The following is a 24,942-nucleotide window of genomic DNA, read 5'->3' on the forward strand; positions in this document are numbered from 1 at the left end:
TACTACATTCATTACTACATTCATTACTACATTCATTACTACATTCATTACTACATTCATTACTACATTCATTACTACATTCATTACTACATTCATTACTACATTCATTACTACATTCATTACTACATTCATTTCTATATTCGATTTAAAAATATATAAGTACTTTTTTATTCGTTTTCCAACTTATGAGGATTTCGTATTCTAACCATACAGAAATCACACAGAGGTCAGTTCGGGTAGTGCCATCAATTGCCTGAATATTTATAAGGAGAAGATAAGATGGGTGCATCATTTTCACATGCGAGCGCCGCTCAATCGCAAGATGCAGTTCGTACGACGCTGCTTGCCAATGAAGACAACACCGACAGCGTCACACCACAAACTGCCTGGGAACTGTTCTCCACTGGTCAGGCGGTATTAGTCGACGTCAGAACAACCGAAGAACGCACCTTTGTTGGCTATGTCACCGACTCGATTCACGTTGCATGGGCAACAGGTACCAGCCTCACACGCAATCCACGCTTTGTCCGTGAATTGGAATCCAAAGTAGGCAAAGACAAAAAAATCTTACTGCTGTGTCGCAGCGGAAAACGCTCTGCGCTCGCGCTCGATGCCGCCAAAAAAGCGGGATTTATCGATATTTACAACATCAGAGAAGGGTTTGAAGGCGAAATCAACGGCAACCAACATCGGGGCACTGAGGATGGTTGGCGCTTCCATCAACTGCCGTGGATACAGAGTTAAATACAGAGTTAAATTTTGTGTACGTATTTGGAGTCACTGGGTATGAGCAGTAAAGCATTAAGTAGTCATGAATCACGAAAACCTTCTTTTGATATCGATCGTGTCGTCAGTGAACTAGCAGCAGTGAGATTTAACTGGCGCGAAAGCCGCCAACGTTCGAATGAACCAGGTGGGCGCGAATTGCCTTCTCGCGACGCAATTTCTGAAATCTTAGCGGGCTTGCGAGGTGCTCTCTTCCCGATGCGTTTAGGTCCTGTTGAGCTACGTCAGGAAAGCGAAGACTTTTACGTCGGACACACACTCGATCTGGCGTTGCATTCCTTGCTTAATCAAGTCAGGCTTGAATTGCAATATATCGCACGTCATCAAGGCTTGACAGACAACGATGTCAATCAACAAGCACTAGAAATTGTTCGCAGTTTTTCACGCGCGCTCCCAGAAATCCGTGTACTTCTCGACAGCGACGTCATTGCCGCCTATCAAGGTGATCCAGCTGCTCGTAGCGTCGATGAAGTTTTGCTTTGCTATCCCGGTATTTTGGCACTGATCCACCACCGCATCGCACACTCGCTTTATGTTCTTGGGGTAACACTGATTGCACGTATTGCTGCCGAACTCGCGCACGCGCAGACCGGTATCGACATCCACCCCGGCGCCACTATAGGAACTGGATTTTTCATTGACCATGGAACGGGTGTCGTGATTGGTGAAACCGCCATTATTGGTGCCAATGTACGAATCTATCAGGCGGTGACGTTGGGTGCAAAAAGATTCCCGGCTGATGCCGATGGCAAGCTGCAAAAAGGTCTGCCACGTCATCCCGTTGTTGAGGACGAAGTCGTCATTTATGCAGGCGCCACAGTGCTGGGTCGCATCACCATCGGTCGCGGTGCGGTGATTGGTGGCAACGTCTGGATAACCCAGGACGTCGCGGCAGGAAGTCATGTCACGCAGGCTGGGTCATTACAGCACGGAGATAGCCACCGATCAGACAAATAAATCACGTTGAAAGACCTGCATCCATAAAAATTTCGTCAACGCTAATCACGTCGACAACTAAAGTCAGCAGTAAGGCAACATCGTATCAGAGCTGTTACTTCTGCTCACGCAAACGCCACTGTTCGCTATGTATCCCACAGGGAATTGGCTTTTTTTTATTTTTATTTTTATTTTTATTTTTATTTTGATTTTGATTTTGATTTTGATTTTGATTTTGATTTTGATTTTGATTTTGATTTTGATTTTGATTTTGATTTTGATTTTTTAGTTTTATTTTTTCGTTCTATTTAAGGGAGCAACCATGGCAGAATCAGCAATTCCACAATTAGCATTGAGCGATGACGCAGCAAGACAACTAGCGAATGCGACCAAGACGGTACCTAAACTGTCCACCGTCAGCCCACGTTGGCTGACCCACCTGCTGGAATGGCTGCCAGTCGAGGCAGGTATTTATCGTTTAAACAAAGTAAAAAACCCACGTGATGTACGCGTCGCCTGCTCGCAACGTGATGAATCTGAATTGCCTCAGACATTTGTTGACTACGACGAAAAACCACGTGAATACTTCCTTAATGCAGTATCGACCGTATTGGATGTACATACTCGCGTTTCTGATCTGTATAGCAGCCCACATGATCAGATCAAAGAACAATTACGCCTGACCGTTGAGACAATCAAAGAGCGTCAGGAAAGCGAACTGATCAACAATCCGGATTACGGTTTATTAGCCAATGTGGCGGAAGAACAGCGTATTTTCCCATTGACTGGCGCACCAACACCGGATGATCTGGATGAACTCTTAACGAAAGTCTGGAAAGAACCTGCATTCTTCCTGACGCATCCGCTAGCCATCGCCGCTTTTGGCCGCGAATGCACACGTCGTGGTGTACCACCACCGACAGTGAGTTTGTTTGGCTCCCAATTTTTGACATGGCGCGGTATTCCATTGGTGCCATCTGACAAGGTACCTGTCGCTGACGGTAAAACAAAAATTATCTTGCTGCGCGTTGGCGATAAACGTCAAGGCGTGGTGGGTTTGTTCCAACCAGGTCTCGCGGGTGAGCAAAGTCCAGGTTTGTCTGTGCGTTTCATGGGTATTAGCCGAAACGCGATTTCGTCCTACCTGATTTCTTTGTATTGCTCATTAGCGATTCAATCTGATGACGCATTGGCGGTGCTTGACGATGTTGAAGTCGGTAAGTTCCATGAATATCCAGACACCTACAAATAATTAAATGAGTACCCATCCCTTACATAAGAGCGGTGGATTGCCGGACCCGGCAGAACTGGCGCAGCTGGCGAGTGAATTTTTCGCAACGCTGCCCAATGGGGAACGCGATCCGAACCGAGCCGTTCCGGTGCCGACTGCCCCTGCTGCGCTGCAATCTCGTGGTCCACAACACGAGTTCGGTCAATTTGCAGGATTACATCCGGCGCCATCGACGGTACCAACAACGCCTCCTGCCACGCCACGGGCAGGCCTTGCAGACAATGCACCGAATGGTTATGCGGCGGCATTGCCGGTGATTGACACTGTCAAACAGCATTCACCTGCCCCTGCAAATCCGTTTTATTTCCTCGGCGAAGTTAGTGGCTACCCAGTAGGGAATAATGTCGGCACAACTTTACCGGGGCTACAATCATTTAACACGCCAACAGACCACGATTTACGAGGTTTGCTGAGCACAGAAGAGCCAGCGCTCAGCTCTGGGGGTATTCCTTCTGCGCGTTCAGCGGGCGCGGCGGATCATGTCGGATCATTTTATTTTCTTGATACGGCACGTTTTCCGGGACCACAAGGTAGCCATGCAGGTGCTGCTCCCAACCTGGCTTCCAGCGCTCGCCCACCGTTTGACGTCAATGCTGTTCGCAGAGATTTTCCGATTCTGCAAGAGCGTGTCAACGGTAAGCAGTTGGTCTGGTTTGATAATGCAGCGACGACACAAAAGCCACAATCGGTGATTGATCGTATTTCGTATTTTTACGAACACGAAAATTCCAACATTCACCGCGCGGCACATGAACTCGCTGCACGCGCTACGGATGCCTACGAAAGTACGCGTAAAAAAGTGACGAATTTTTTGGGCGCGAGCTCACCTGATGAAATCATTTTTGTACGCGGCACCACAGAAGGCATCAATCTGGTCGCCAAAACCTGGGGCGTGCAAAATATTGGCGAAGGTGATGAAATCATCGTCTCCAACCTCGAGCATCACGCCAATATAGTCCCTTGGCAACAGTTGGCAGCACAAACTGGCGCGAAGATACGGGTGATTCCGGTCGATGATACTGGTCAGGTGATATTGAGTGAGTACACCAAATTACTCAATAGCCGCACCAAGATTGTATCAGTGACGCAAGTGTCGAATGCCTTAGGCACCGTCGTTCCAGTCAAAGAGATCATTGATCTTGCTCATCGTGCTGGTGCAAAAGTGCTGATTGATGGCGCGCAGTCCGTCTCGCATATGCGGGTGAACGTACAAGCCTTGGACGCGGATTTTTTTGTATTTTCTGGCCATAAATTGTTCTGCCCAACCGGCATCGGCGTTGTCTATGGCAAACGCGATCTCCTCGAAAAAATGCCGCCGTGGCAAGGTGGTGGAAACATGATTGCGGACGTCACGTTTGAGCGTACGATTTATCAACCACCACCAAATAAGTTCGAAGCAGGTACAGGCAACATTGCCGACGCCGTCGGTTTAGGTGCTGCGATTGATTATATCGAGCGACTCGGAATCGACAATATCGCCCGTTACGAACACGATTTATTAGCGTATGCAACCTACGGTATGCAATCGATTCGTGGTGTACGCTTAGTCGGTACTGCAAAAGATAAAGCAAGCGTCTTATCGTTTGTACTCAATGGCTATCAGACAGAAGAAGTCGGCAAAGCACTCAATGAAGAAGGCATTGCCGTCCGTTCAGGTCACCATTGCGCGCAACCGATCTTACGCCGCTTCGGACTTGAGGCAACGGTACGTCCATCACTGGCGTTCTATAACACCTGCGAAGAAGTCGATCGTCTGGTATCCGTTGTTGCAAGACTGGCTGCACAAAGAAGATAATTACGCAGTGATCCCACTAAATCACTGATTTCTTCTTGTATTTAAAATGCCCAAATTATTCAGGTAATTTGGGCATTTTCTTATATCAGAAAATGCACTCAGAGAATTCGCATTACCTCTGTCAATTTTACGTAAAATAAATTCGTATCAAATTAGATCAAATCATACAGACATTGATCTACATCAAAAAAATCCGCATATCGATGATTGGAATGATTCGTTTCCATCAACGAAAAATCTACCTAGAATCAAATTCAAGCGTGCGTTATCTGACGTCATCACAGCTTGCAAAAATATTCTTTAACACCCCAGTTTGACCGGCTCTTTTTATTCATTTCTTTGAAGGATTTTTATGCGTTACTCACTCAAAAAACTATTGCCAGCAATCGCTGTCTTTTCTGCCTTAGCAAGCGCTGCCTATGCTGCCGACAAAGAAGTCAGCATAGCGTATCAAACCGTGGTTGAACCATCAAAAATTGCTCAGGCTGATGGCTAATATGAGAAACAAACCGGTTGGAAAATCAACTGGCGCAAGTTTGAAAGCGGTGGCGAGGTAATTACTGCCGTCGCTTCTGGTGACATTCAAATTGGTTATGTTGGCAGTAGCCCGCTCGCCGCTGCTGCAAGCCGTGAATCCCCCATTGAGACAATCTATATTGCTGCCGAAATCGGCGCTGCAGAAGCCCTCGTCGTACGCAATGGTAGTAACATCAAATCGCCGCAAGATCTGATCGGTAAGAAAGTCGCTGTACCATTTGCATCAACGACACATTACAGCCTGTTAGCGGCGTTAAAACACTGGGGAATTGATCCAAAAAAAGTAGAAATTCTTAACCTGCGCCCTACCGAAATTGCAGCCGCATGGTCACGCGGCGACATCGATGCAGCATATGTATGGGATCCGGCGTTAGGTAAGGCAAAAGAAACCGGCACAGTACTGACTGATTCAGCCCAAGTTGCCAAATGGGGTGCGCCCACGTTTGATGCATGGATCGTACGTAAGGACTTTGCAAAGAGCCATCCGGATTTTGTGACTGCCTTTGTAAAAATCACTGGAAAAGCCTATGCTGATTACCGTCAACATGGCAGCACATGGACTGTAGATTCAGCACAAGCGAACAAAATTGCTCGTCTGACTGGCGCAAATAAAGCTGACATTCCTGGCCTATTACAAAGCTCTATTTTCCCAACGTTGGATGAACAAATTTCTCCACGCTTATTAGCTGGCGGCACCGTCAAGGCTATCAGCGACACCTCTCTCTTTTTGAAAGATCAAAAGAAAGCGGAGCAAGTATTGAGTGACTATCGCCGATATGTGAACGCGCAATACGCTAAACAAGCAGCCCACTTGTAATCAAAAAATATCCAACGAGAGAACCGTGTAGTCAGGTGCACCGTTTAGTCGTTTTTTTACGACTTTTTTGTGCACTTTTCCGCATGGTTTTTAGTTTTTCGCGCCATATAAATGCATATCAAACATGCATAGCAAACATACATAACAAACATACATAACAAACATTCAATTAGTCGCGAATAAATGGTTTAATTAAATTTAGGTAAACATCACTTCATGATACGTCTAGAGTCAATCGGGATCCGCTTCCCGGAAAAAATCCAATCAGGCAATCGGTCTGTTGAGGTCTTGAGCGGAATTAATCTGGTGCTTCAAGACGCTAGCTTTACCGCCATCATTGGTGAATCTGGATGTGGCAAAACCACGCTCCTCAATTTGATTGCTGGATTTGAAAAACCAACCAGCGGCCAGCTCAGCATCGATGGGAAACCGATACTTGGACCTGGCGCTGATCGTGGTGTGGTATTTCAAGATGACGCCCTCTTACCGTGGCAAAGCGTAAAAGAAAATGTCGCCTTTGGTTTACAACTAGCTGGTAAAAGTAAAACAGAACGCGATGTAAAATCACTTGAGTATCTGAGACTCACTGGCCTCGAAGCTTTTGCTGACTACCCGATCTGGAAAATTTCAGGTGGTATGCGACAACGTGTAGGGTTAGCGCGCGCTTTGGCGGTGGATCCACGATTCCTTTTATTAGACGAGCCATTGGGCGCACTGGATGCTTTGACTCGTGCACGCATGCAAGAACATTTGCTGCAGGTCTGGAAAGTTTCTGGAAAAGGCATGCTGATGATTACTCATAGCGTCGAAGAAGCCTTATTTCTGGCGACCGATCTGGTACTTTTACGCGCCAGACCAGGACGCATCGAAAGCATACGCAAACTAGAGTTTGGACGTCGTTTTACAGATGGAGAAAGCGCTCGCAGCATCAAATCAAGTCGAGAATTTGTTGATTTGCGAGAGCAAATACTACAAGAATTATTCACATCAGAAGAGGTGCTGACATGAGCGAGCAAACAACAGAATTTGCTTTCAATGAATTAATTGAAAAAACACCGCGCAAAGAATTTATTGAGTTGCCTCAAAAAAATGATAAAAGTGCAAACCAATCTGTGTTTACTCAGCAGCTGTATCGGTTAAAGACCTGGAGTCAGCATCGATCCGATAGAACTTATAGTCTGATCACCTTTGCCTTCCTTTTATTGATCTGGACTGTTATCAGTGCACTCAAATTAGTTCCTGAACTTTTCCTCCCGTCACCGGCAGCCGTACTACGAAAACTTATTGTTGTCGCAGATGAAGGATTTGTTGACGCGACCTTGTTGGCACATGCCTGCACAAGCGTCGCCAGAGTATTAGTGGCACTGCTATTGGCAACCGCAACTGCGGTGCCAGTGGGAATATTCATCGGTCTGAATCGCTATGCAAGAGCGACGATAGATCCGCTGATCGACTTTTATCGTCCCATTCCACCTCTCGCCTATCTGCCTTTGATTGTGATTTGGTTTGGCATAGGCGAAACGTCCAAAATTATTCTCATATTTTTGGCGGTTTTTGCACCTATTTCTATTGCCACCGTGCAGGGTGTACTTCGGGTTGACCAAAGCCGCATCCGCGCCACATTATCTTTGGGGGCAAATCGCTGGCAATTGATTAGATACGTCATTATTCCATCGGCAACACCAGACATTCTTACCGGCGTCAGGATAGGCTTGGGTGTCGGCTGGTCAACGCTGGTCGCAGCTGAACTTATCGCTGCTACGCGTGGCTTAGGTTTTATGATTCAATCTGCCGCGCAGTTCTTAGTCACCGATGTCGTCGTCATGGGCATTATCGTGATCGCCCTCATTGCATTTTTGTTTGAATGGGGATTACGTCGTTTGCAAAAAACTTTAGTGCCCTGGGAAGGCAAAATATAAATAGCCGTTCGACCTCATCGACACGACCATCATCCAATTTTAAATTAACGACATGCTAATAGTTATACATCAATGGGTGTATTTGTCACGACCAACCGAGCAAGTCTAAGCCCACTGAAATCTGGATCGCTATTCCAGCGGCAATCCCTCTTTGATTCACCCGATCAAGTTAAAACAACGATACTTAATTTTGTTTCGGACTTGCATGCCGGCTTAGATTGCAATATTGACACACGGCATCAAATATTTGTCGTAGACTAGCGAGATGCGCTTCGGCGCATTTGGTTGTCCGCCCTGCTCTTCAATAAGTCTACACATGAGTAAAGGAATGCCCCATGTTACGTAGAGACTTTATTCAATCTGCCTTGGCTTCTGGTTTGTTGTTGACGTCAAGCTTATCATTAGCACAAAAAACATCAACAAAATATACCTTAGAAGGCACAGATGTCTATGGCAAAAAACTCAACTTAAGTGATTTTTCTGGCATGACCGTGCTGGTCAGTTTTTTCACCTTCGACTGCGCGCTGTGTTCCGATGATTTGAAATTAATGCGCGAATTTTATGTCCGTAATAGCAAGAATAAATTCATGTTGCTCGGTGTCAACCTAGACACCAACAAAAAAGACCTCGATGATTACAATGAATTGACGACCCACGCTTATCCAAAAGACCAGCGTTTCCCGACGGTGTGGCGCAACGCACCTGGTCACAAAGACAATTTTGGCGTCATTAAAACGCAGCCTACCCACTTTGTTCTTGATCACAATGCCCAACTGAAATTCAAACGTGAAGGCAAATTTCAGTCGGATGATTGGGATAATTTGTGGTTATCACTCTAAATCAGGCTAATGAGATGCGGTGATGAGATGCGGTAATGAAATACGTTGATGTGCAACCCTCGTTGTCAGGCATCTGATTCTGTGGATTGTGCATCGCATAAAAACGCAGCGAAAAATGCCCAAAAATACGAAATAAATACGAACACAAATACAAAAAATGCCTACAGATCACTGTAAGCTTTTTTTGCTGAATTGGTTGCGGGGGCAGGATTTGAACCTACGACCTTCGGGTTATGAGCCCGACGAGCTGCCAGACTGCTCCACCCCGCGTCTGAAGAATGAAACTATACACGAATTTACTGCAATGCGCAATTACCACCTGAGTTTATTCTGAGTTTCTCCCGAGGCCCCGCAGATGATACACTGCGATCATCACTCAAATTTACCTCTATTTTGCTATGAAATTCTGCTCTGAATGCGCTGCACCAGTTGAGTTAAAAATACCTGCGGACGACACGCGAGAACGTTTTGTCTGTAGCGCCTGTGGTGTCATTCACTATGAAAACCCAAAAATGGTCGTTGGCTCCATCCCGGTTTGGCAGCAAGATGGTGAATTAAAAGTACTTTTATGCAAGCGTGCGATCGAGCCACGTCTTGGCTATTGGACCCTGCCGGCTGGTTTTATGGAAAATAATGAAACCAGCGCTCAGGCAGCGCAAAGGGAAACTGTTGAAGAAGCGGGTGCCAATATTGCTTTGCATGAATTATTTTCAGTTATCAACGTTCCCCACGTACACCAGGTACATTTGTTTTACCGGGCAACTCTGCTGGACTTGAATTATGCTGCAGGCACTGAAAGCCTTGATGTCCAGATGTTTGCGGAAAATGACATTCCCTGGGACGACATCGCGTTTCCTACGGTAAGTCACACTTTACGTTTTTTCTTCAGTGATATCAAAAAAGTACGGGCAGGCGGACAATTTTCTGTCCACGAAGAGGATATTTTCAAGCCTATGCGGAGTAGCACTTGATCCCCTGGCTGGAAAAAAACTCTCCATTTCCTGACGTCAACACCGCACTCACCGAAGAACAAGGTGCTGCCGGACTATTGGCCGCGGGTGCGGATTTGTCAGCAGAACGTCTGCTCGATGCGTATCGCCACGGTATCTTTCCGTGGTTTTCAGAAGGACAACCGATTTTATGGTGGTCTACCGATCCACGCATGGTGTTAGCGCTCGCCGATTTTAAAGTCTCAGATAGCCTGCTGAAAACCTTAAAGAAAATGCAGGCTGACAAGCGCTGGGAAATCCGTTTTGACAGCGCGTTTGAAGAAGTCATGCGTGCTTGTGGAGCACCACGTAAAGATGGCGCCGGAACCTGGATTTCCGAGGATATTGTTGCTGGCTATTGTGCCCTGCACCGAGCTGGCTTTGCCCACTCCTCTGAAGTATGGCTCGATGGCACATTAGTGGGCGGTGCCTATGGCGTCTGTATTGGGCGTATGTTTTATGGTGAATCTATGTTTACCAGGGTTTCAAATGCATCAAAAGTTGCATTAAGCCATTTGGTTTTTTTCCTACGTGAACATGGTGTGAAAATGATAGACTGCCAGCAAGAGACCGCACATTTGGCATCGCTGGGCGCAAAACCGATCCCGCGTTCGGAATTTCTGACATGGATTGATGTTGCAACAGCAATGCCAGCGATTTCAGATTGGCAACCACTTTCTATGTCAGATTGGACGAAAGCATTTTAAGCTATTGGCAAGTAAGCGACCAGAAAAGAACCAGCATGCAAGTAGCAAGTAGCAAGCAACCAGCAACGAATAAGTAACGAGTTAATCAAGTACATTAAGTAAAGCAAGGCTAAAGACAACGTGACGCAACTTAACGATTTGCCTATTGCGAGCATACAGTTTTATGCGACCGCCCCGTACCCATGCAGCTATCTCGATGGCCTGCAGGCGCGTTCGCAGGTTGCTACGCCGGCTCATCTGATCAATGCCGACGCCTATTCAGAGCTGGTTAAAAATGGCTTTCGCCGCAGTGGTATTTTTATTTATCGGCCGCACTGCGATAATTGTCGAGCGTGCACGCCTGTTCGCGTTCGCAGTGATGAGTACATTGCTAACCGCAGCCAGCGCCGCGCAGAAAAAAAACATGCCGATTTACGCGCAACTGTGACTCCTCTTGCCTATTCGCAAGAGCACTACGAGCTTTATCAGGAATATCAACACCATCGACATGCTGGTGGTGGCATGGACAATGACAGTCACGATCAATACGCACAATTTTTACTGCAAAGTCGTGTTAATACTCGCTTGGTTGAGTTTCGCGATGAACACGGCACCTTAAAAATGGTCAGTCTGATCGACATCCTCACCGATGGTTTGTCATCGGTGTATACCTTTTTTGACCCTTACGATACCGATGCCTCCTACGGGACTTACAATGTCGTTTGGCAAATTCGTAAAGCTAAAGAGCTCAATCTGCCATATGTCTATCTCGGATACTGGATTGCAGCGAGCCCTAAAATGGCCTATAAAATCAACTTTAAGCCTCTGGATGCGCTCATGCATGGTCAGTGGCAGTCTTTATAGTCTTAAATTCAGCAACATTAGATTGAAATATACTCCCTATCAGTATTTAAAAATGCCCTTGATTTTGTAATGATAAATAGCCATTTTCAATACATACTCCCATAAATCATCATTACTATGCCCGAAAAACTCTTATATACGCTAGCCCGCTCCATCTTGTTTTCGATGGAGCCGGAAAAAGCCCACCATTTGACCCTCCCTGCCATCCAACGTATTAGCAAATTTGGACTCGGAGGATTATTCAGCAAACCCGAAAACGACCCGCGCACGGTGATGGGGATCCACTTCCCCAACCCAGTTGGATTGGCCGCAGGACTGGATAAAGACGGCGCCTATATCGATGGTTTAGCAGCATTAGGTTTTGGCTCCATTGAAATCGGCACTGTCACACCGCGCGCGCAACCAGGCAATCCATTACCGCGCATGTTCCGACTCCCCAAGGCAGAAGCAATCATCAATCGCATGGGTTTTAACAACGGCGGTGTCGATGCGTTTGTGCGCAATGTACAATCATCCCGCTTTTATCAGGATAAACAGGGCGTACTCGGTCTGAATATCGGTAAAAATGCTGACACACCTATCGAACGTGCCGCAGAGGACTATCTGCACTGCCTGGAAAAAGTGTATCCGTACGCCAGCTATGTCACCGTCAACATTTCATCGCCGAACACTAAAAATTTGCGCCAACTTCAAGGCGCAGATGAGTTAGATAACTTGCTGGCACAACTTAAATCAGCCCAGCAAGCCCTGGCTGATAAGCACAAACGCTACGTCCCGATTGCGCTTAAAATCGCACCGGATATCGATGCCGAGCAGATCAAAACCATTGCCGAAGCCTTGCTGCGCCACAAAATTGATGGCGTCATTGCCACCAATACCACGATCACACGCGACGCCGTTAAAGGTCTGCCATTTGCGGAAGAAGCTGGCGGTTTATCAGGCAAACCGGTGTTTGAATTATCGAATCGGGTGATTCGTGCACTCAAGGCTGAACTCGGCGATGAATTACCCATTATCGGCGTTGGTGGTATTTTCTCGGGTGCTGACGCAGCAACGAAAATTCGTGAAGGCGCGTCTTTGGTGCAGCTCTACTCTGGTCTAATTTATCAGGGCCCGGCACTGGTCAAAGAATGCGCAACCGCCTTACGCAATAGCCGCCCCTAAATAAGTCAATACAGAAAGAGGACACGAATGCAACTGATCTCCCTCGGTGATAGTCAATTACAAGTGAGCAAAATCTGCCTCGGCACCATGACATTTGGTGAGCAGAATAGTGAAACTGAAGCGCACGGACAACTTGATTACGCCATCGAACGTGGCATTAATTTTATTGATACCGCCGAGATGTATCCAGTGATGCCACGTGCTGAAACACAAGGCAGAACAGAGCAATATGTCGGTAGCTGGTTGAAAAAAAATGCCGCCACACGCGATAAAATTATCCTCGCCACCAAAGTAGCAGGACCGTCGCGCGGCATGCATTGGATACGTGGCGGTGAAAATGACCTGAATGCCGTCAATATTCGCGCCGCTGTTGACGCCAGTTTGCAACGTCTGCACACCGACTACATCGACCTGTATCAGTTGCATTGGCCAAGTCGGAATGCACCAATATTCGGACAAAAACAATTTGATCCCACATTGGAACGTCCCCACACCTCAATCGAAGAAACCGTCAGCATACTGGCGAGCCTGATCAAAGAAGGTAAAATTCGCGCCTACGGTGTTTCTAATGAAAGTGCATGGGGTATCGGCGAATTTGCGCGTCAGGCAGAAAGACAACAAGTACCACGATTGGTATCAATACAAAACGCCTGTAATCTGGTCAACCGCGCCTTTGAACAAGGACTCGATGAAAGTTGCTTCCGCGAACGTGTCAGTCTGCTTGCGTATAGCCCACTGGCCTTCGGCCAACTGACGGGCAAATATGCTGACGATGCACAAGCACATGGCCGCCTGACGATATTCCCTCCGACCTGGAGCCCGCGCTACACACGTGCTAGTGTGCTGGAAGCCAGTAAGCGTTATTCAGCGTTAGCACGCGCCAATGACTTAACGCCGACCCAACTTGCCTTGGCCTGGTGTTACTCGCGCTGGTACATCGCCAGCACCATCATTGGCGCCACCAATCTGCTTCAACTCAAAGAAAATATTGATGCCCTTAACGTGACGCTCAATCCAGAAATCATGAGTGCGATTGAATCAATTCACGCAGAATTCAATAATCCTGGCCAGTGACAATATCATCTCAATAAAAGTGCAACCCAAAGCAAAACGCCCGACAAATTCATCGGGCGTTTTGTTACTTAATGAACTCTCATTATCTATAAAGTAGCCGTCGCCAACTTCACACCAAAACCAATAAACATCGCACCAACACCACCCGACAGTGAGGCCGACAATCGTTGGCGACGACGAAACGCATCCGCTAATTTTGCGCCAACCAAAATAATGACCGTCAGGTACGTAAAGCTACAAATTTGACAAACCAAGCCTAAAAAACCATAAGAAAGCACAGGCGAGCTAAATTCTGGGTCAACGAACTGAATAAAAAATGAAATAAAAAATAAAATTGCTTTGGGATTCATCAAACTGATAATCAACGCCTTCGTAAATGGCTTACTCATTGACGTCTGCGGCTCCACACGGGCAGCATCGACGACCACTTGCTGTTTTGCATTGAGCCAACCACGGCAACTGCCCAGCAACATCTGCAAACCGATCCATCCCAGATACGCTGCACCGCTATATTTCACTGCATAAAACAGTGTCGGGTTTGCTTTCAATAAGGCTGCCATGCCACCTGCCGACAAAACCATCAAGATGAAATCACCCAAAAAAATTCCACAGGCACCTTGATAAGCTAACCTGACACCACGTTGCGCCGCAACGCTCAGGACGTACATAGAATTTGGGCCGGGCAATAACACAATAAAAATTGTGCCAAAGAAAAAAGTCCAAAAATCGGAAACGCCAAACGTGGCGTGAATCAGAGCATTCATGTGAAATACCAATGGCGAAAAATAACAGCGGACGTTGATGATAACAGCCTTACGTATTGATTGTCATCCGCCGAGACAATGTCCATCGCCACCACTTAAAGAACCTTGCCATCATCGAGCTGGCAAACAAAAGGGAAGCAACGAGAAAAAATTCACGTTGCTTCCATTGCATTGCCTCAGCAAGCAGATTAAGTTATTCGGCCTTCTTTTCCCGGACAGGAACTTGCACATTACACAAATCAACATGTCCTGCCGGTACTTTATACCAGTCGCCACCACGATTGCGTTGCGCCTCTAACACAGCCTTGAAGCTTGGTGTATCAGTGCGAAATATCTCCAATGGTGTTCGCTCAGCAACTGGTACGTCAGCGGCGATGCGGATCGCTTTGATCGGCGAATTCTGCTCAGGCTTTTCATAAAAGCCAAGCGCAGCAGTTCCGCGCGGCAATGCACTCAGCAATGGCATTCCTTGTACTACCCGTCCTACGACGGTGATATTACGATCAAGCTGGCGCGGCGCGTTGCCAGTGACGACATACAAAGACGTACCATCGCCGCTATTCACTTCGTTACCGCGTGCAACACCAACCGCGCCATAGCAATGCGCCAGCCAGGTCGTACCATTTTTGGTATCACGTCCTGCCGCAAAGCCATTGGTAAAGCCCACCTGCGGCGCGTAACCATCGACATCAAACAAGCGATTGAAAGCCAACTTCGGCGCATATTTCACAGTAAATTCAGGCGCCAGGTTTTTTTTAGCCGTTTTCACTTCGCGCTTTTCATCTGGATCAGCCCATTGCACAACATAGTTGTCCTGCGAACGAACGATTGCCAGTCCGTCAAAATAGCCCTCACGTACCAATTTGCGAATATTATCGACATGATTTGGCGCAAAGTCTGGCGCTAGTTCAATGACCACTCTGCCGCTATTCAGTTCAAGATACAAGGTATTGTCAGGATCAACAGCACGCCAGTCGTTTGCGCCAGACGCCTTTACGATATCGCTCGTCGCTGGCCTGGATTTCAGTGGATTTTCTTTCACGACATTGGCCACTGTGCTCGACGTTGCTGCATTGCCTGCGGTTGCAGTAACTAACAGGCCAATCGCCGCGAGGGAAGATAAGTGATTGAGTTTTGTTTTAACACCCAATATTTGCACTGTGTGAGAACTAGTATTGAACGACATTATTCATCTCCGTGATTTGTTTACGATAAAACTATAACAAGTTTTTTAACGAGACCACGTCTTTTTTTGACAAAAAAACGGCACCGCGAAGGTGCCATTTTTACAACGGACTAAAGCCCATTCTAAGTTTAAGCTTGAACCAAGGATAAGTGCGCCGCCCGGGCTGCTGCCGTGGATTTTAATTTGACGTTCAACGAATTTTGCAGTGATGCAATGGCGCCACCAGCACGGTAATTAAAACTAACTTCCAGAATGTCCCCTGACTTCACATTGATCGGCTCTGCTACCGGCAAGGACATATAATCATTCAACCATTCTATCGTGGAAGAATTTTCCAATAAAATGGCGAGAACATTCTTAGTCACAAATCGTAATGCGGTGACTGTTCCCGCCTTCTCAATAGTGAAACTTCCTCCCCATTGAATTTGCAGGCCGTTCGCCTGATTGAAGTCAATCACGCTATACAAAGCAGGCGACGCCAATTCGCGCGTATCGGCGGAAAATACGCCAGGTCTTGCAAACTGAATAATCGGTGCTTGATAGCCCCAGAAGTCATACGTTTGCTGTAAAGGTTGCACCGCCATGACGACGGCTTCCGGAATAAAAATCGGTAAAGGGCCGCCAAATTTTTCGGTATAGCGCTGTTTAAAATTCTCAATTACTTCGACCTGTTTTTCGCGCAACATGGCGACATGGATCATTTCGCAAATCACGACATCGACCGGCTCTGGTGGCAAATATTCAAACGCATCGGCATGAATCACTTCCACTTTGTCCCCATGTGCATTCTTTGCCAGCAAGCGGCGCGCCTCAATGACCATGTCAGGATTAAATTCAACGCAATACACTTTGGCCGCTTTTTGTGCTGCAAACCATGATAAAACACCGGTGCCACCACCCAACTCCAACACCTTTGCTCCTTCAAAGACCTGACGCTCAATCGCGGCTTTGAAATTATCCATGCGACTTGTATCCATCAACATATTGTGATGGTATTGCAGTGGAATAAATTGCCCCAGATAGCAGCTCTCTGCTTCGCGCTCATTCAACATAGCGGTTCCTTTTAGTCGATTTTTCAATGGCTGACTTGCTGCACAAACACTAAATACAGGGATTCAGTCCTGGCGCAAAAGCAGATAAGCAACGAATTTTCATATTTCGCAGACTCAATTATCCGGAGATAAGAACGAAACGAAGTGCGGAACTACGAGGCGATTCATGGTCAATTCAAGCTTTAAAAGCAAAAAAAGATCAAAACTTCTATTGATGTGGTTTAGCTGGGGAAACCAGAATAATGATGGGTGGCGGCGAAGACGAATTGGGCGAAATGAGTTTTTCGCAATGGGGATCTTTATACGGCCCGGTCGCCTTTTCCCAGAACTCGCCTGGCGAAGTTTGAGCGCAAAGTTGCGCATCGGAAGTTTTACTTTTCCAAACGTAGTAAGCCGCAGGTGCTGCATCAACAACAGCGGGCATAAGGAGCATCTGCGTTAAAAATACTACCGCCAACGGACCAATGCGACATGGCGACCACAGTATTTTTGTTTGCAACATTCTTGCCTCTTACTTTCGTGCATCAACAGGGGTAGCTGGCCTAAATATGGTTTGGACAATTTGCAGAATTAAGCAGAGTTAATGCCAAAAAAATCGCACACCCTGCTTAACATAGACCATCTTAGATGATTATGGATGTTGATGACGATATTTTGCAAGTTCGTCAATCGTCAAAATCACGAGGTCATGAGTCAGCGCATACGTTTGAACGTCCACCCCTTGCGTCATACTGCCATCAGGGTTCATCAATTCACATAAAACAGCCGCTGGTGCCAGGCCGGCCATCATCGCCAGATCGACTGAACCGTCGGTGTGACCACGTCGCTGTAGCACGCCACCCGCTACCGCACGCAAAGGAAACACATGTCCAGGTCGCGCCAAATCGTCAGGTTTCGCCTCTGTCGAGATTGCCGTCAGAATCGTCGTCACACGATCAGCCGCTGAGACGCCCGTCGTCACGCCCCGTTTTGCTTCAATCGACACCGTGAACGCAGTACCGTAACGACTTTCGTTGTTGCTGACCATTGGCGGTAAATCTAATTGCTGCAATTTTTCATCCGGTAAGCACAAGCAAACGATACCGCTACCATCACGAATCATGCGAGCCATCGACTCGATGCTGATTTTTTCGGCGGCAACAATAAGATCAGCCTCATTTTCACGGTCAAAATCATCCATTAACAGAACCGGACGACCATCACGCAAATCCATTAAGGCACGTTGCAAGCGCTGTTCAAAAGGAGGAAGGACAAAAGTTTCTTTATTTTCTGCCAATGCGGCATTCACAGAAACGGGGGAAGAATCAAAAGTATTAGCTTTGATCGAATTAAAAGAATGATTATTTAACATGTTGAAACGCTCCGCAAAATAAAAAGTGCAAAAGACGTTTCAGGGATATTTCAAAAACGCATAGCCAAACGCCAGCACGCGCAGCAAAAAACTGGGCAAACTGAGTTAGGCGCATCTTCTCTCATCCGGACTATGACCGTCGGCCCTGGAATCACACCAGATCTGCTGACCTTACCAAAAACACATTACGTGTCAAAGCAAGCGCTCGCGGGCTTGTCTGAAAAATCAGATTTACCGCCGGTGGGGAATTACACCCCGCCCTGAAGACGTACAACCTACCGAATTATCGGCATGACAATTATACGGATTTTTGAAAAGTGCGTCGCCAGTACGACGATTTGCCATCTGCATCTGCATCGCCATCGCCATCGCGATCTCAATATCCATATTCAGGAGCACAATATTTCTATCGGGATTTAAGAGGAAACGCGCTCTCATAGACCCAAAAAGCCATCAGCAACTATGCATATATCAAAACTGCATATAAGCAAATAAATACTAAGTAGTTTGGAATATAGTCAGTTTTCATTACGATTCATCCTACTTTAGATGGGGTGACATGACTTTAACTTATATTTTTTCGGGATTTGCAGTTGGCACACTGGTCGGATTGACCGGTGTCGGCGGCGGCTCCTTGATGACACCATTACTCACACTGCTCTTTGGTGTATCACCCGCCGTTGCAGTAGGAACTGACTTGGCGTTTGCTTCGATCACCAAAGCTACCGGCACCTTTACGCACCGCTTACGCGGCACGGTCGACTGGCAAGTGGTTCGTTTGCTTTGCTACGGCGCCCTACCTGCTGCCATATTAGCCACATTAAGTCTCAAGCATTTTGGTAGTTTGAATAAAGAAATCGGGCAAGTTATCCGGTATTCGATTGCCGCCTCAGTATTATTGACTGTCATCGCCCTGCTTTTCAAAGGCAAAATGCTGAACTGGTTAAGCCAACATCCAGAAAAGCAATTGCAAGGTCGTCAATTACAAATTGCCACCGTCATTGCAGGTGCCGTTCTTGGAACACTGGTCACGATTTCGTCGATTGGCGCTGGTGCTATCGGCGCAACGTTATTGGTCATGTTGTACCCTAGAATGTCGGCTGCACATATTGCTGGAACAGACATCGCTTACGCCGTGCCACTAACGGCAATCGCCGCCTTTGGGCACTGGTGGCTGGGCTCAATAGACTGGTCATTACTTATTTCATTGCTGATTGGATCCTTACCCGGTATTACCTTAGGATCGATGGCGGCTCGGGCAGTACCTGAAAAATTATTGCGCGGCATACTAGCGACCACCTTGACATTGGTCGCCACTAAACTGATTTTTTAGTTCTAAATGTAAAGTAAAGCAGAGTAATGCAAACTAAAGCAAACTAAAGCAAACTAAAGCAAACTTAATCAACATTGATTCAGATTTCTTGCGTATTTCTATTCAGCATATCGTTATTACGCGCACCTAACGCGCAGACTGAGGACAAATAAGATGTACCGTTATGACCAGCACGATCATCAGATCATCAAAGAACGTATCGCGCAATTCCGTGATCAGGTTCGCCGTCGCCTTGCCAATGAGTTGACCGAAGAAGAATTTTTGCCTTTACGTTTGCAAAATGGCTTGTATTTCCAACGTCATGCTTACATGTTACGCGTTGCTGTCCCTTACGGCATGTTGTCGTCAGAACAGTTGCGTGTATTTGCTCTGATTGCGCGCAAATATGACCGCGGTTACGGCCATTTCACAACGCGTCAAAATATCCAATACAACTGGATCAACCTTGAAGATGCACCAGAAATTTTGGAACATCTGGCATCAGTAGAAATGCATGCGATCCAAACATCTGGTAACTGCATGCGCAATATTACGTCAGACGAATTTGCTGGCGTCGCGGCGGATGAAGTTATTGATCCACGTGCATATGCTGAAATTCTGCGTCAATGGACGACTTTCCACCCAGAATTTGCCTATTTACCTCGTAAATTCAAGATTGCGATTAATGGCTCTAAAGAAGACCGTGCAGCGATTGCTGTCCATGATATTGGCCTGACTGTCGTTCACAACGACGCTGGTGAAGTTGGCTTCAAAGTTATGGTTGGCGGCGGCATGGGACGCACTCCCATTCTCGGCAGCGTAATTCGCGAGTTCTTGCCATGGCAGCATGTAATGACGTATCTGGAAGCGATCTTGCGTATTTACAATCAATACGGTCGTCGCGATAACAAATACAAAGCGCGGATTAAAATTCTGGTCAAAGCAATCGGCGCGGATGTCTTCGCAAAACAAGTTGAAGAAGAATGGGCGGATATCAAAGATGGCCCAGCAACTTTAACCGAAGCCGAATTGAAACGAGTTGCGAGCTTCTTTAGTTCACCTGACTACCAGCAATTGCCTGCCCAGGATGCTGAATTTGAACAGCAAAAAGAACAAAACAAAGCGTTTGCAAACTGGGTCAAACGTAATGTGAAGCCACATAAAGTAGCTGGCTATACAGCTGTCGTTCTATCTCTGAAAAAGCCAGGTGTGCCTCCTGGTGATGCAACTGCTGAACAAATGGACTTTATCGCCAATCTGGCGGATCAGTTTAGCTTTGGCGAATTGCGCGTAACGCACGAGCAAAATCTGGTGTTGGCGGACGTCAAACAAAGTGATTTGTTCACCGTCTGGCAAGAAGCGAAGGCGCACGGTCTGGCAACACCAAATATTGGTTTATTGACCGATATGATCTGCTGCCCTGGCGGCGATTTCTGCGCATTAGCAAATGCCAAATCTATCCCCATCGCGCTGGATATTACGGACCGCTTTAACGATCTGGATTACCTGCATGATATCGGTGAGATCGAACTGAATATGTCTGGTTGCATTAATGCCTGCGGCCACCATCACATTGGCAATATCGGTATTCTGGGTGTCGATAAAGATGGTAGCGAGTGGTATCAAGTCTCCATTGGTGGCGCGCAAGGCAATCAGTCTGCCATTGGCAAAATCATTGGCCCGTCATTTTCCGCGGGACAAATGCCAGAAGTGATTGATCGCATTATTCAGGTTTATATTCGTGAACGGCTTGAGAATGAGCGCTTTATCGATACCACGCAACGTCTGGGTATTGCACCATTTAAAGATTTTGTTTACGGAACGCCGATCAAAACCACAGAACACCATGGCGAAGACGCTGGTTCTGTCGTTTCATATTAATACCGGATACGATAGTAAAGAAAAATCATGACCGACATTATCAAAGATAAAGCCATCGTTAGCGATGATTGGACCGTCTTACGACTGAGTGAAGATCAGACACCGGATGCGGTTGTAGTACCGGCGGGAAAAGTCATCGTGCCATTGCAGGTCTGGCTACTGCAACGCGACGCATTGATCAGCCGTAACGATCTTGCTGTCTGGTTTAACAGCGACGAACAGGCCAAAGATTTAAAAGACGATATCGCTCGTTTTAGCCTGCTGGCAGTGAACTTTCCAAAATTTTCGGATGGGCGCGGCTACTCTATTGCCTATAACTTACGTTCTCGCTTTGGCTTCACTGGCGAGTTGCGGGCGATTGGCGATGTATTGCGCGATCAATTGTTTTACATGCAGCGTGTTGGCTTCAATGCATTTGCCGTCAGTGCGGATAAAAATATTCAAGATGCCATCAAAGGATTAACCGATTTTTCAGAAAAATACCAAACGTCCTGGGATGAGAAAAATCCCTTATTCCGCCGTGCTGAACGTGCCGGGGCAGAGGTATGAGTATCGAACAAGATGGCTTTGCATCGCGGCTAGCGATCACGCGTTCCATTCTGAAAAACATCGCGCAAGAATTTAGCCCGGCCGTATTTGCCTCCAGCCTGGCAGCAGAAGATATGGTGCTGACCGATCTGATTTTGCGCGAGAAACTCAACATCAGCATTTTTTCGCTGGAAACGGGTCGCTTACATGCAGAAACTTTAGGGATGTTAGACAAAGTCAAGACCACTTATGGTACCGAAATTTTGCTCTATAAACCCGAGGCCAGCGCCGTTGACGCTTACGTTGCTCAGCATGGTTTAAATGCGTTTTACGACAGCGTGGAAATGCGCAAAGAATGCTGCCGCATTCGTAAAGTTGAACCTTTAAATCGCGCATTAGCAGGCAAAAAGGCGTGGGTTACGGGGCAACGTCGCTCACAAGCGGCAACGCGTACAGAACTAGCCGCGCAAGAAGACGACGTCGCACACGGCATGCAAAAATTTAATCCATTGGCAGATTGGTCTGAAGAAGATGTCTGGCACTACATTCGCAGTAACAATGTGCCTTACAATCCCTTGCACGACAGAGGCTACCCTTCTATTGGCTGTGAACCTTGTACGCGTGCAATACAGCCAGGCGAGGATGTCCGCGCTGGACGCTGGTGGTGGGAAAATCCAGAATCCAAAGAATGTGGTTTACATGTTATCGACGGAAAATTAGTTCGTATCAACAAACCGTCGTAACCACAGGCAGATATAACAAAATGTAGTTATAACAAAATGTAGTTATAACAAAATGTAGTTATAACAACAAATAGTCGTAAGAAGTAAATAATTAAAGCCGGCACAACCGGATCAATGCAGCAATAAGCGCAATACTAAGTAAGTAAGCTGATTACATCGAGAAGTGATTATGAATACAGTCGCAGAAAAAAATTTTATTGATGCCGCGAGCAATCGCCATCTAGACTGGCTAGAATCCGAGGCCATCCACATCATGCGTGAAGTTGCTGCAGAATGTAGCAATCCCGCACTACTCTTCTCCGGCGGTAAAGATTCTATCGTCTTGCTGCGCTTGGCTGAAAAAGCATTTCGCCCAGGTAAATTTCCGTTCCCGTTAGTCCACATTGATACCGGCCACAATTTCGCGGAAGTGATCGCTTTTCGTGATAAGCGCGTGGCAGAATTGGGCGAGCGGCTCATCGTTGGTTCTGTTGAAGAATCAATTCGACGTGGCACTGTGCGTCTGCGCAATCCAGCCACTGATTCACGCAATGCGGCGCAGGCTGTGACTTTGCTCGAAACCATTGCTGAACATCAGTTTGATGCTTGTATCGGTGGCGCTCGTCGTGACGAAGAAAAGGCACGTGCAAAAGAACGTATTTTTTCGTTCCGTGATGAATTCGGACAATGGAATCCAAAAGCACAACGTCCAGAATTATGGGATTTGTATAACACCCGCGTCCATGCCGGCGAAAACATGCGTGTATTTCCGATTTCCAACTGGACGGAACTCGACGTCTGGCAGTATATCGCGCGCGAAAAACTGGAATTGCCACAAATTTATTTTGCCCATGAACGTCAGGTCATCCCACGCAATGGTTTGTTAGTGCCATTGACCGATTTAACGCCACCTCGTGAAGGTGAAACGGTAGAAACGCAAATTGTTCGTTTCCGCACCGTCGGTGATATCTCATGCACCTGCCCGGTATCCTCGGACGCAGCCACAGTCGAGGCTATTATTGCTGAGACAGCAATTACCCAAATCACTGAACGCGGCGCGACCCGCATGGATGATCAGACATCGGAAGCATCGATGGAAAAACGTAAAAAAGAAGGATATTTCTAATGAGTGCCATTGAAGAACAAGTCAGCGCCGCCCTTGGCAAAGAACGCGGGCTGTTGCGCTTTATCACTGCCGGTTCTGTCGATGATGGAAAAAGTACCCTAATTGGTCGTCTGCTGTTTGATAGCAAAGGCATTTTTGCGGATCAGCTCGATGCGATCTCGCGCGCAAAACATAAGCGTACCGTCGGCGATACCATCGATTTATCTCTACTTACGGACGGCCTGGAAGCCGAACGTGAACAAGGTATTACGATTGACGTTGCCTATCGTTATTTTGCGACGCCTAAACGCAAATTCATCATCGCTGATACACCCGGCCATGAGCAATACACGCGCAATATGGTGACTGGCGCCTCGACGGCTGATGCTGTCGTGATTTTGGTCGACGTCTCCAAGGTCAAATTGAACGACGATGGAAGTGTTGACCTGTTGGTACAAACCAAGCGCCATTCGACGATTGCCCATCTATTGAAGATTGAACACGTTATCGTCGCTGTCAACAAGATGGATCTGGTCAATTACGATCAAAGTGTGTACGACCGCATCGTTGCAGAATACAAAAAATTTGCCGATCAACTTGGTTTAACTACTGTCCATGCCGTCCCATTATCAGCACTGGCGGGTGATAACGTGGTAACTGCCACTGACAAGATGCCTTGGTATCAAGGACCAACGCTGATTGACTTACTTGAATCACTGAGCGTTTATGACGCTTGCCATGATGAGCCGTTCCGCTTTCCGGTGCAATTAGTTGCACGCCACAACGGCCACCAAGCCAATGATTTCCGTGGTTACATGGGCCGTATTGAAGCAGGTAAAGTCAGCAAGGGTGATCAACTGATCGTTCAGCCAAGTGGCCAATCAGCCACAGTCAAAGATATTCTGACGCTGGATGGCTCATTAGAATCTGCCGTCGTTGGTCAATCAGTCACGATCTTATTGAACGAGTATTTAGATATTTCTCGCGGTGACATGTTGGCAGGTGCAGACCGTCCGGCGACCCAGTTAAAAACGGTCAAAGCAGACTTATGCTGGCTGTCCGAGGATGTTTTGGATGTACGACGCAAATACTGGTTAAAACACACTACCAAGCAGGTTGCGGCACGAGTGACAGCGGTCGATACGCTACTCGACATTAACACGCAGGAAAGGCGTCCCGCGACCAGCTTAAAATTGAACGATATCGCGACCGTAACGCTTAGCGTGCAACAGGCCTTAGCTGCGGACGCTTATGATAAACTGCGCTCTACAGGCGCCTTCATTTTGATCGATGAAGTCACTCACCAGACAGTCGCAGCAGGAATGATACGCATCGAGGAGTAAT

General features: G+C 47.0%; 24 protein-coding genes, 1 tRNA gene, 1 pseudogene and 1 riboswitch. Of the genes and pseudogenes, 19 read left to right on the top strand and 7 right to left on the bottom strand.

The genetic code is table 11. The features are described 5' to 3' along the window. Positions 1-279 precede the first annotated feature (279 nt). The 8 genes and pseudogenes from ACO0K1_RS00165 to ACO0K1_RS00200 all read left to right on the top strand — a co-directional run bounded on the left by ACO0K1_RS00165 (position 280) and on the right by ACO0K1_RS00200 (position 8,920). Positions 280-744: a rhodanese-like domain-containing protein gene (locus tag ACO0K1_RS00165; RefSeq protein ID WP_423021807.1), complete on the top strand. Its 465-nt coding sequence runs from the start codon at positions 280-282 to the stop codon at positions 742-744. Between the two features lie 42 nt (positions 745-786). Beyond that, on the top strand, positions 787-1,743 hold the full coding sequence (epsC, locus tag ACO0K1_RS00170; RefSeq protein WP_423021808.1) for a serine O-acetyltransferase EpsC: 957 nt from the start codon (positions 787-789) through the stop codon (positions 1,741-1,743). Between the two features lie 301 nt (positions 1,744-2,044). After that, positions 2,045-2,974 carry a family 2A encapsulin nanocompartment shell protein gene (locus tag ACO0K1_RS00175; protein ID WP_423021809.1) on the top strand — a complete coding sequence of 310 codons (930 nt, stop codon included), beginning with the start codon at positions 2,045-2,047 and terminating at the stop codon, positions 2,972-2,974. Positions 2,975-2,978: 4 nt separating this feature from the next. Further along, on the top strand, positions 2,979-4,808 hold the full coding sequence (locus ACO0K1_RS00180) for a family 2A encapsulin nanocompartment cargo protein cysteine desulfurase (RefSeq protein WP_423021810.1): 1,830 nt from the start codon (positions 2,979-2,981) through the stop codon (positions 4,806-4,808). A 352-nt stretch (positions 4,809-5,160) separates the two neighbouring features. After that, a pseudogene (gene tauA / locus ACO0K1_RS00185) lies at positions 5,161-6,162 on the top strand (taurine ABC transporter substrate-binding protein). Positions 6,163-6,378: 216 nt separating this feature from the next. Beyond that, positions 6,379-7,170, top strand: a complete 792-nt coding sequence (locus tag ACO0K1_RS00190) for a taurine ABC transporter ATP-binding protein (protein ID WP_423021811.1) — start codon at positions 6,379-6,381, stop codon at positions 7,168-7,170. Beyond that, positions 7,167-8,081 carry a taurine ABC transporter permease TauC gene (gene tauC, locus ACO0K1_RS00195; RefSeq protein ID WP_423021812.1) on the top strand — a complete coding sequence of 305 codons (915 nt, stop codon included), beginning with the start codon at positions 7,167-7,169 and terminating at the stop codon, positions 8,079-8,081. The genes ACO0K1_RS00190 and tauC overlap by 4 nt, the downstream gene beginning before the upstream one ends. A 335-nt stretch (positions 8,082-8,416) precedes the next feature. Continuing rightward, positions 8,417-8,920 carry a TlpA family protein disulfide reductase gene (locus ACO0K1_RS00200; protein WP_423021813.1) on the top strand — a complete coding sequence of 168 codons (504 nt, stop codon included), beginning with the start codon at positions 8,417-8,419 and terminating at the stop codon, positions 8,918-8,920. 193 nt (positions 8,921-9,113) lie between these two features. On the opposite strand, the gene ACO0K1_RS00205 is transcribed toward ACO0K1_RS00200, so the two are convergent. After that, a tRNA-Met gene (locus ACO0K1_RS00205) sits at positions 9,114-9,190 on the bottom strand. 128 nt (positions 9,191-9,318) lie between these two features. Here ACO0K1_RS00205 and ACO0K1_RS00210 point away from each other — a divergent pair. The 5 genes from ACO0K1_RS00210 to ACO0K1_RS00230 all read left to right on the top strand — a co-directional run bounded on the left by ACO0K1_RS00210 (position 9,319) and on the right by ACO0K1_RS00230 (position 13,697). Next, the gene (locus ACO0K1_RS00210) at positions 9,319-9,891 is read left to right on the top strand and encodes an NUDIX hydrolase (protein WP_423021814.1); all 573 of its coding nucleotides are present in this window, start codon (positions 9,319-9,321) and stop codon (positions 9,889-9,891) included. After that, positions 9,888-10,616: a leucyl/phenylalanyl-tRNA--protein transferase gene (gene aat, locus ACO0K1_RS00215; protein WP_423021815.1), complete on the top strand. Its 729-nt coding sequence runs from the start codon at positions 9,888-9,890 to the stop codon at positions 10,614-10,616. Before ACO0K1_RS00210 ends, aat begins: the two co-directional genes overlap by 4 nt. A gap of 120 nt (positions 10,617-10,736) precedes the next feature. Beyond that, a complete protein-coding gene (locus ACO0K1_RS00220; RefSeq protein ID WP_423021816.1) occupies positions 10,737-11,459 on the top strand; it encodes an arginyltransferase in 723 nt (240 codons plus the stop codon). A gap of 117 nt (positions 11,460-11,576) precedes the next feature. Next, positions 11,577-12,623, top strand: coding sequence for a quinone-dependent dihydroorotate dehydrogenase (locus ACO0K1_RS00225; RefSeq protein ID WP_423021817.1), 1,047 nt, complete (start codon positions 11,577-11,579; stop codon positions 12,621-12,623). Between the two features lie 27 nt (positions 12,624-12,650). Further along, entirely contained in the window at positions 12,651-13,697 is a 1,047-nt protein-coding gene (locus ACO0K1_RS00230; RefSeq protein WP_423021818.1) for an aldo/keto reductase, read from the top strand. Positions 13,698-13,783: 86 nt separating this feature from the next. Here ACO0K1_RS00230 and leuE read toward each other — a convergent pair whose 3' ends face one another. The 6 genes from leuE to ACO0K1_RS00260 all read right to left on the bottom strand — a co-directional run bounded on the left by leuE (position 13,784) and on the right by ACO0K1_RS00260 (position 18,488). Beyond that, a complete protein-coding gene (gene leuE / locus ACO0K1_RS00235) occupies positions 13,784-14,461 on the bottom strand; it encodes a leucine efflux protein LeuE (RefSeq protein WP_423021819.1) in 678 nt (225 codons plus the stop codon). Positions 14,462-14,654: 193 nt separating this feature from the next. Continuing rightward, positions 14,655-15,647: a peptidylprolyl isomerase gene (locus ACO0K1_RS00240; RefSeq protein WP_423021820.1), complete on the bottom strand. Its 993-nt coding sequence runs from the start codon at positions 15,645-15,647 to the stop codon at positions 14,655-14,657. 128 nt (positions 15,648-15,775) lie between these two features. Continuing rightward, positions 15,776-16,699, bottom strand: coding sequence for a methyltransferase domain-containing protein (locus ACO0K1_RS00245; RefSeq protein WP_423021821.1), 924 nt, complete (start codon positions 16,697-16,699; stop codon positions 15,776-15,778). Between the two features lie 208 nt (positions 16,700-16,907). Further along, positions 16,908-17,201, bottom strand: coding sequence for a hypothetical protein (locus ACO0K1_RS00250; RefSeq protein WP_423021822.1), 294 nt, complete (start codon positions 17,199-17,201; stop codon positions 16,908-16,910). 129 nt (positions 17,202-17,330) lie between these two features. Then, positions 17,331-18,050: a 3,4-dihydroxy-2-butanone-4-phosphate synthase gene (gene ribB, locus ACO0K1_RS00255; RefSeq protein WP_423021823.1), complete on the bottom strand. Its 720-nt coding sequence runs from the start codon at positions 18,048-18,050 to the stop codon at positions 17,331-17,333. Positions 18,051-18,159: 109 nt separating this feature from the next. Further along, positions 18,160-18,322, bottom strand: a riboswitch (FMN riboswitch). Further along, positions 18,282-18,488: a hypothetical protein gene (locus ACO0K1_RS00260; protein ID WP_423021824.1), complete on the bottom strand. Its 207-nt coding sequence runs from the start codon at positions 18,486-18,488 to the stop codon at positions 18,282-18,284. (Overlaps the previous riboswitch by 41 nt.) Before the next feature lie 121 nt (positions 18,489-18,609). On the opposite strand from ACO0K1_RS00260, the gene ACO0K1_RS00265 reads away from it, so the two are divergent. The 6 genes from ACO0K1_RS00265 to ACO0K1_RS00290 all read left to right on the top strand — a co-directional run bounded on the left by ACO0K1_RS00265 (position 18,610) and on the right by ACO0K1_RS00290 (position 24,941). After that, complete coding sequence (locus ACO0K1_RS00265) at positions 18,610-19,383, top strand: sulfite exporter TauE/SafE family protein (RefSeq protein WP_423021825.1); 774 nt, start codon at positions 18,610-18,612, stop codon at positions 19,381-19,383. 153 nt (positions 19,384-19,536) lie between these two features. Continuing rightward, entirely contained in the window at positions 19,537-21,243 is a 1,707-nt protein-coding gene (locus tag ACO0K1_RS00270; protein ID WP_423021826.1) for a nitrite/sulfite reductase, read from the top strand. A 27-nt stretch (positions 21,244-21,270) separates the two neighbouring features. Beyond that, on the top strand, positions 21,271-21,792 hold the full coding sequence (locus tag ACO0K1_RS00275) for a DUF934 domain-containing protein (protein WP_423021827.1): 522 nt from the start codon (positions 21,271-21,273) through the stop codon (positions 21,790-21,792). After that, entirely contained in the window at positions 21,789-22,514 is a 726-nt protein-coding gene (locus tag ACO0K1_RS00280; RefSeq protein ID WP_423021828.1) for a phosphoadenylyl-sulfate reductase, read from the top strand. Before ACO0K1_RS00275 ends, ACO0K1_RS00280 begins: the two co-directional genes overlap by 4 nt. 169 nt (positions 22,515-22,683) lie before the next feature. Next, positions 22,684-23,619: a sulfate adenylyltransferase subunit CysD gene (gene cysD / locus ACO0K1_RS00285; protein WP_423021829.1), complete on the top strand. Its 936-nt coding sequence runs from the start codon at positions 22,684-22,686 to the stop codon at positions 23,617-23,619. After that, a complete protein-coding gene (locus ACO0K1_RS00290; protein ID WP_423021830.1) occupies positions 23,619-24,941 on the top strand; it encodes a sulfate adenylyltransferase subunit 1 in 1,323 nt (440 codons plus the stop codon). The genes cysD and ACO0K1_RS00290 overlap by 1 nt, the downstream gene beginning before the upstream one ends. Position 24,942 lies beyond the last annotated feature (1 nt).

It is taken from the genome of Undibacterium sp. SXout20W, assembly GCF_049340285.1.
Taxonomy (GTDB): domain Bacteria; phylum Pseudomonadota; class Gammaproteobacteria; order Burkholderiales; family Burkholderiaceae_D; genus Undibacterium.

What these genes read in the sequence shown, in the direction of transcription:
- ACO0K1_RS00165 (WP_423021807.1), top strand. Translation starts at nt 280, where the DNA reads ATGGGTGCATCATTTTCACATGCGAGCGCCGCTCAATCGCAAGATGCA.
- epsC (WP_423021808.1), top strand. Translation starts at nt 787, where the DNA reads ATGAGCAGTAAAGCATTAAGTAGTCATGAATCACGAAAACCTTCTTTT.
- ACO0K1_RS00175 (WP_423021809.1), top strand. Translation starts at nt 2,045, where the DNA reads ATGGCAGAATCAGCAATTCCACAATTAGCATTGAGCGATGACGCAGCA.
- ACO0K1_RS00180 (WP_423021810.1), top strand. Translation starts at nt 2,979, where the DNA reads ATGAGTACCCATCCCTTACATAAGAGCGGTGGATTGCCGGACCCGGCA.
- ACO0K1_RS00190 (WP_423021811.1), top strand. Translation starts at nt 6,379, where the DNA reads ATGATACGTCTAGAGTCAATCGGGATCCGCTTCCCGGAAAAAATCCAA.
- tauC (WP_423021812.1), top strand. Translation starts at nt 7,167, where the DNA reads ATGAGCGAGCAAACAACAGAATTTGCTTTCAATGAATTAATTGAAAAA.
- ACO0K1_RS00200 (WP_423021813.1), top strand. Translation starts at nt 8,417, where the DNA reads ATGTTACGTAGAGACTTTATTCAATCTGCCTTGGCTTCTGGTTTGTTG.
- ACO0K1_RS00210 (WP_423021814.1), top strand. Translation starts at nt 9,319, where the DNA reads ATGAAATTCTGCTCTGAATGCGCTGCACCAGTTGAGTTAAAAATACCT.
- ACO0K1_RS00225 (WP_423021817.1), top strand. Translation starts at nt 11,577, where the DNA reads ATGCCCGAAAAACTCTTATATACGCTAGCCCGCTCCATCTTGTTTTCG.
- ACO0K1_RS00230 (WP_423021818.1), top strand. Translation starts at nt 12,651, where the DNA reads ATGCAACTGATCTCCCTCGGTGATAGTCAATTACAAGTGAGCAAAATC.
- leuE (WP_423021819.1), bottom strand. Translation starts at nt 14,461, where the DNA reads ATGAATGCTCTGATTCACGCCACGTTTGGCGTTTCCGATTTTTGGACT.
- ACO0K1_RS00240 (WP_423021820.1), bottom strand. Translation starts at nt 15,647, where the DNA reads ATGTCGTTCAATACTAGTTCTCACACAGTGCAAATATTGGGTGTTAAA.
- ACO0K1_RS00245 (WP_423021821.1), bottom strand. Translation starts at nt 16,699, where the DNA reads ATGTTGAATGAGCGCGAAGCAGAGAGCTGCTATCTGGGGCAATTTATT.
- ACO0K1_RS00250 (WP_423021822.1), bottom strand. Translation starts at nt 17,201, where the DNA reads ATGTTGCAAACAAAAATACTGTGGTCGCCATGTCGCATTGGTCCGTTG.
- ribB (WP_423021823.1), bottom strand. Translation starts at nt 18,050, where the DNA reads ATGTTAAATAATCATTCTTTTAATTCGATCAAAGCTAATACTTTTGAT.
- ACO0K1_RS00260 (WP_423021824.1), bottom strand. Translation starts at nt 18,488, where the DNA reads ATGAGAGCGCGTTTCCTCTTAAATCCCGATAGAAATATTGTGCTCCTG.
- ACO0K1_RS00265 (WP_423021825.1), top strand. Translation starts at nt 18,610, where the DNA reads ATGACTTTAACTTATATTTTTTCGGGATTTGCAGTTGGCACACTGGTC.
- ACO0K1_RS00270 (WP_423021826.1), top strand. Translation starts at nt 19,537, where the DNA reads ATGTACCGTTATGACCAGCACGATCATCAGATCATCAAAGAACGTATC.
- ACO0K1_RS00275 (WP_423021827.1), top strand. Translation starts at nt 21,271, where the DNA reads ATGACCGACATTATCAAAGATAAAGCCATCGTTAGCGATGATTGGACC.
- ACO0K1_RS00280 (WP_423021828.1), top strand. Translation starts at nt 21,789, where the DNA reads ATGAGTATCGAACAAGATGGCTTTGCATCGCGGCTAGCGATCACGCGT.
- cysD (WP_423021829.1), top strand. Translation starts at nt 22,684, where the DNA reads ATGAATACAGTCGCAGAAAAAAATTTTATTGATGCCGCGAGCAATCGC.
- ACO0K1_RS00290 (WP_423021830.1), top strand. Translation starts at nt 23,619, where the DNA reads ATGAGTGCCATTGAAGAACAAGTCAGCGCCGCCCTTGGCAAAGAACGC.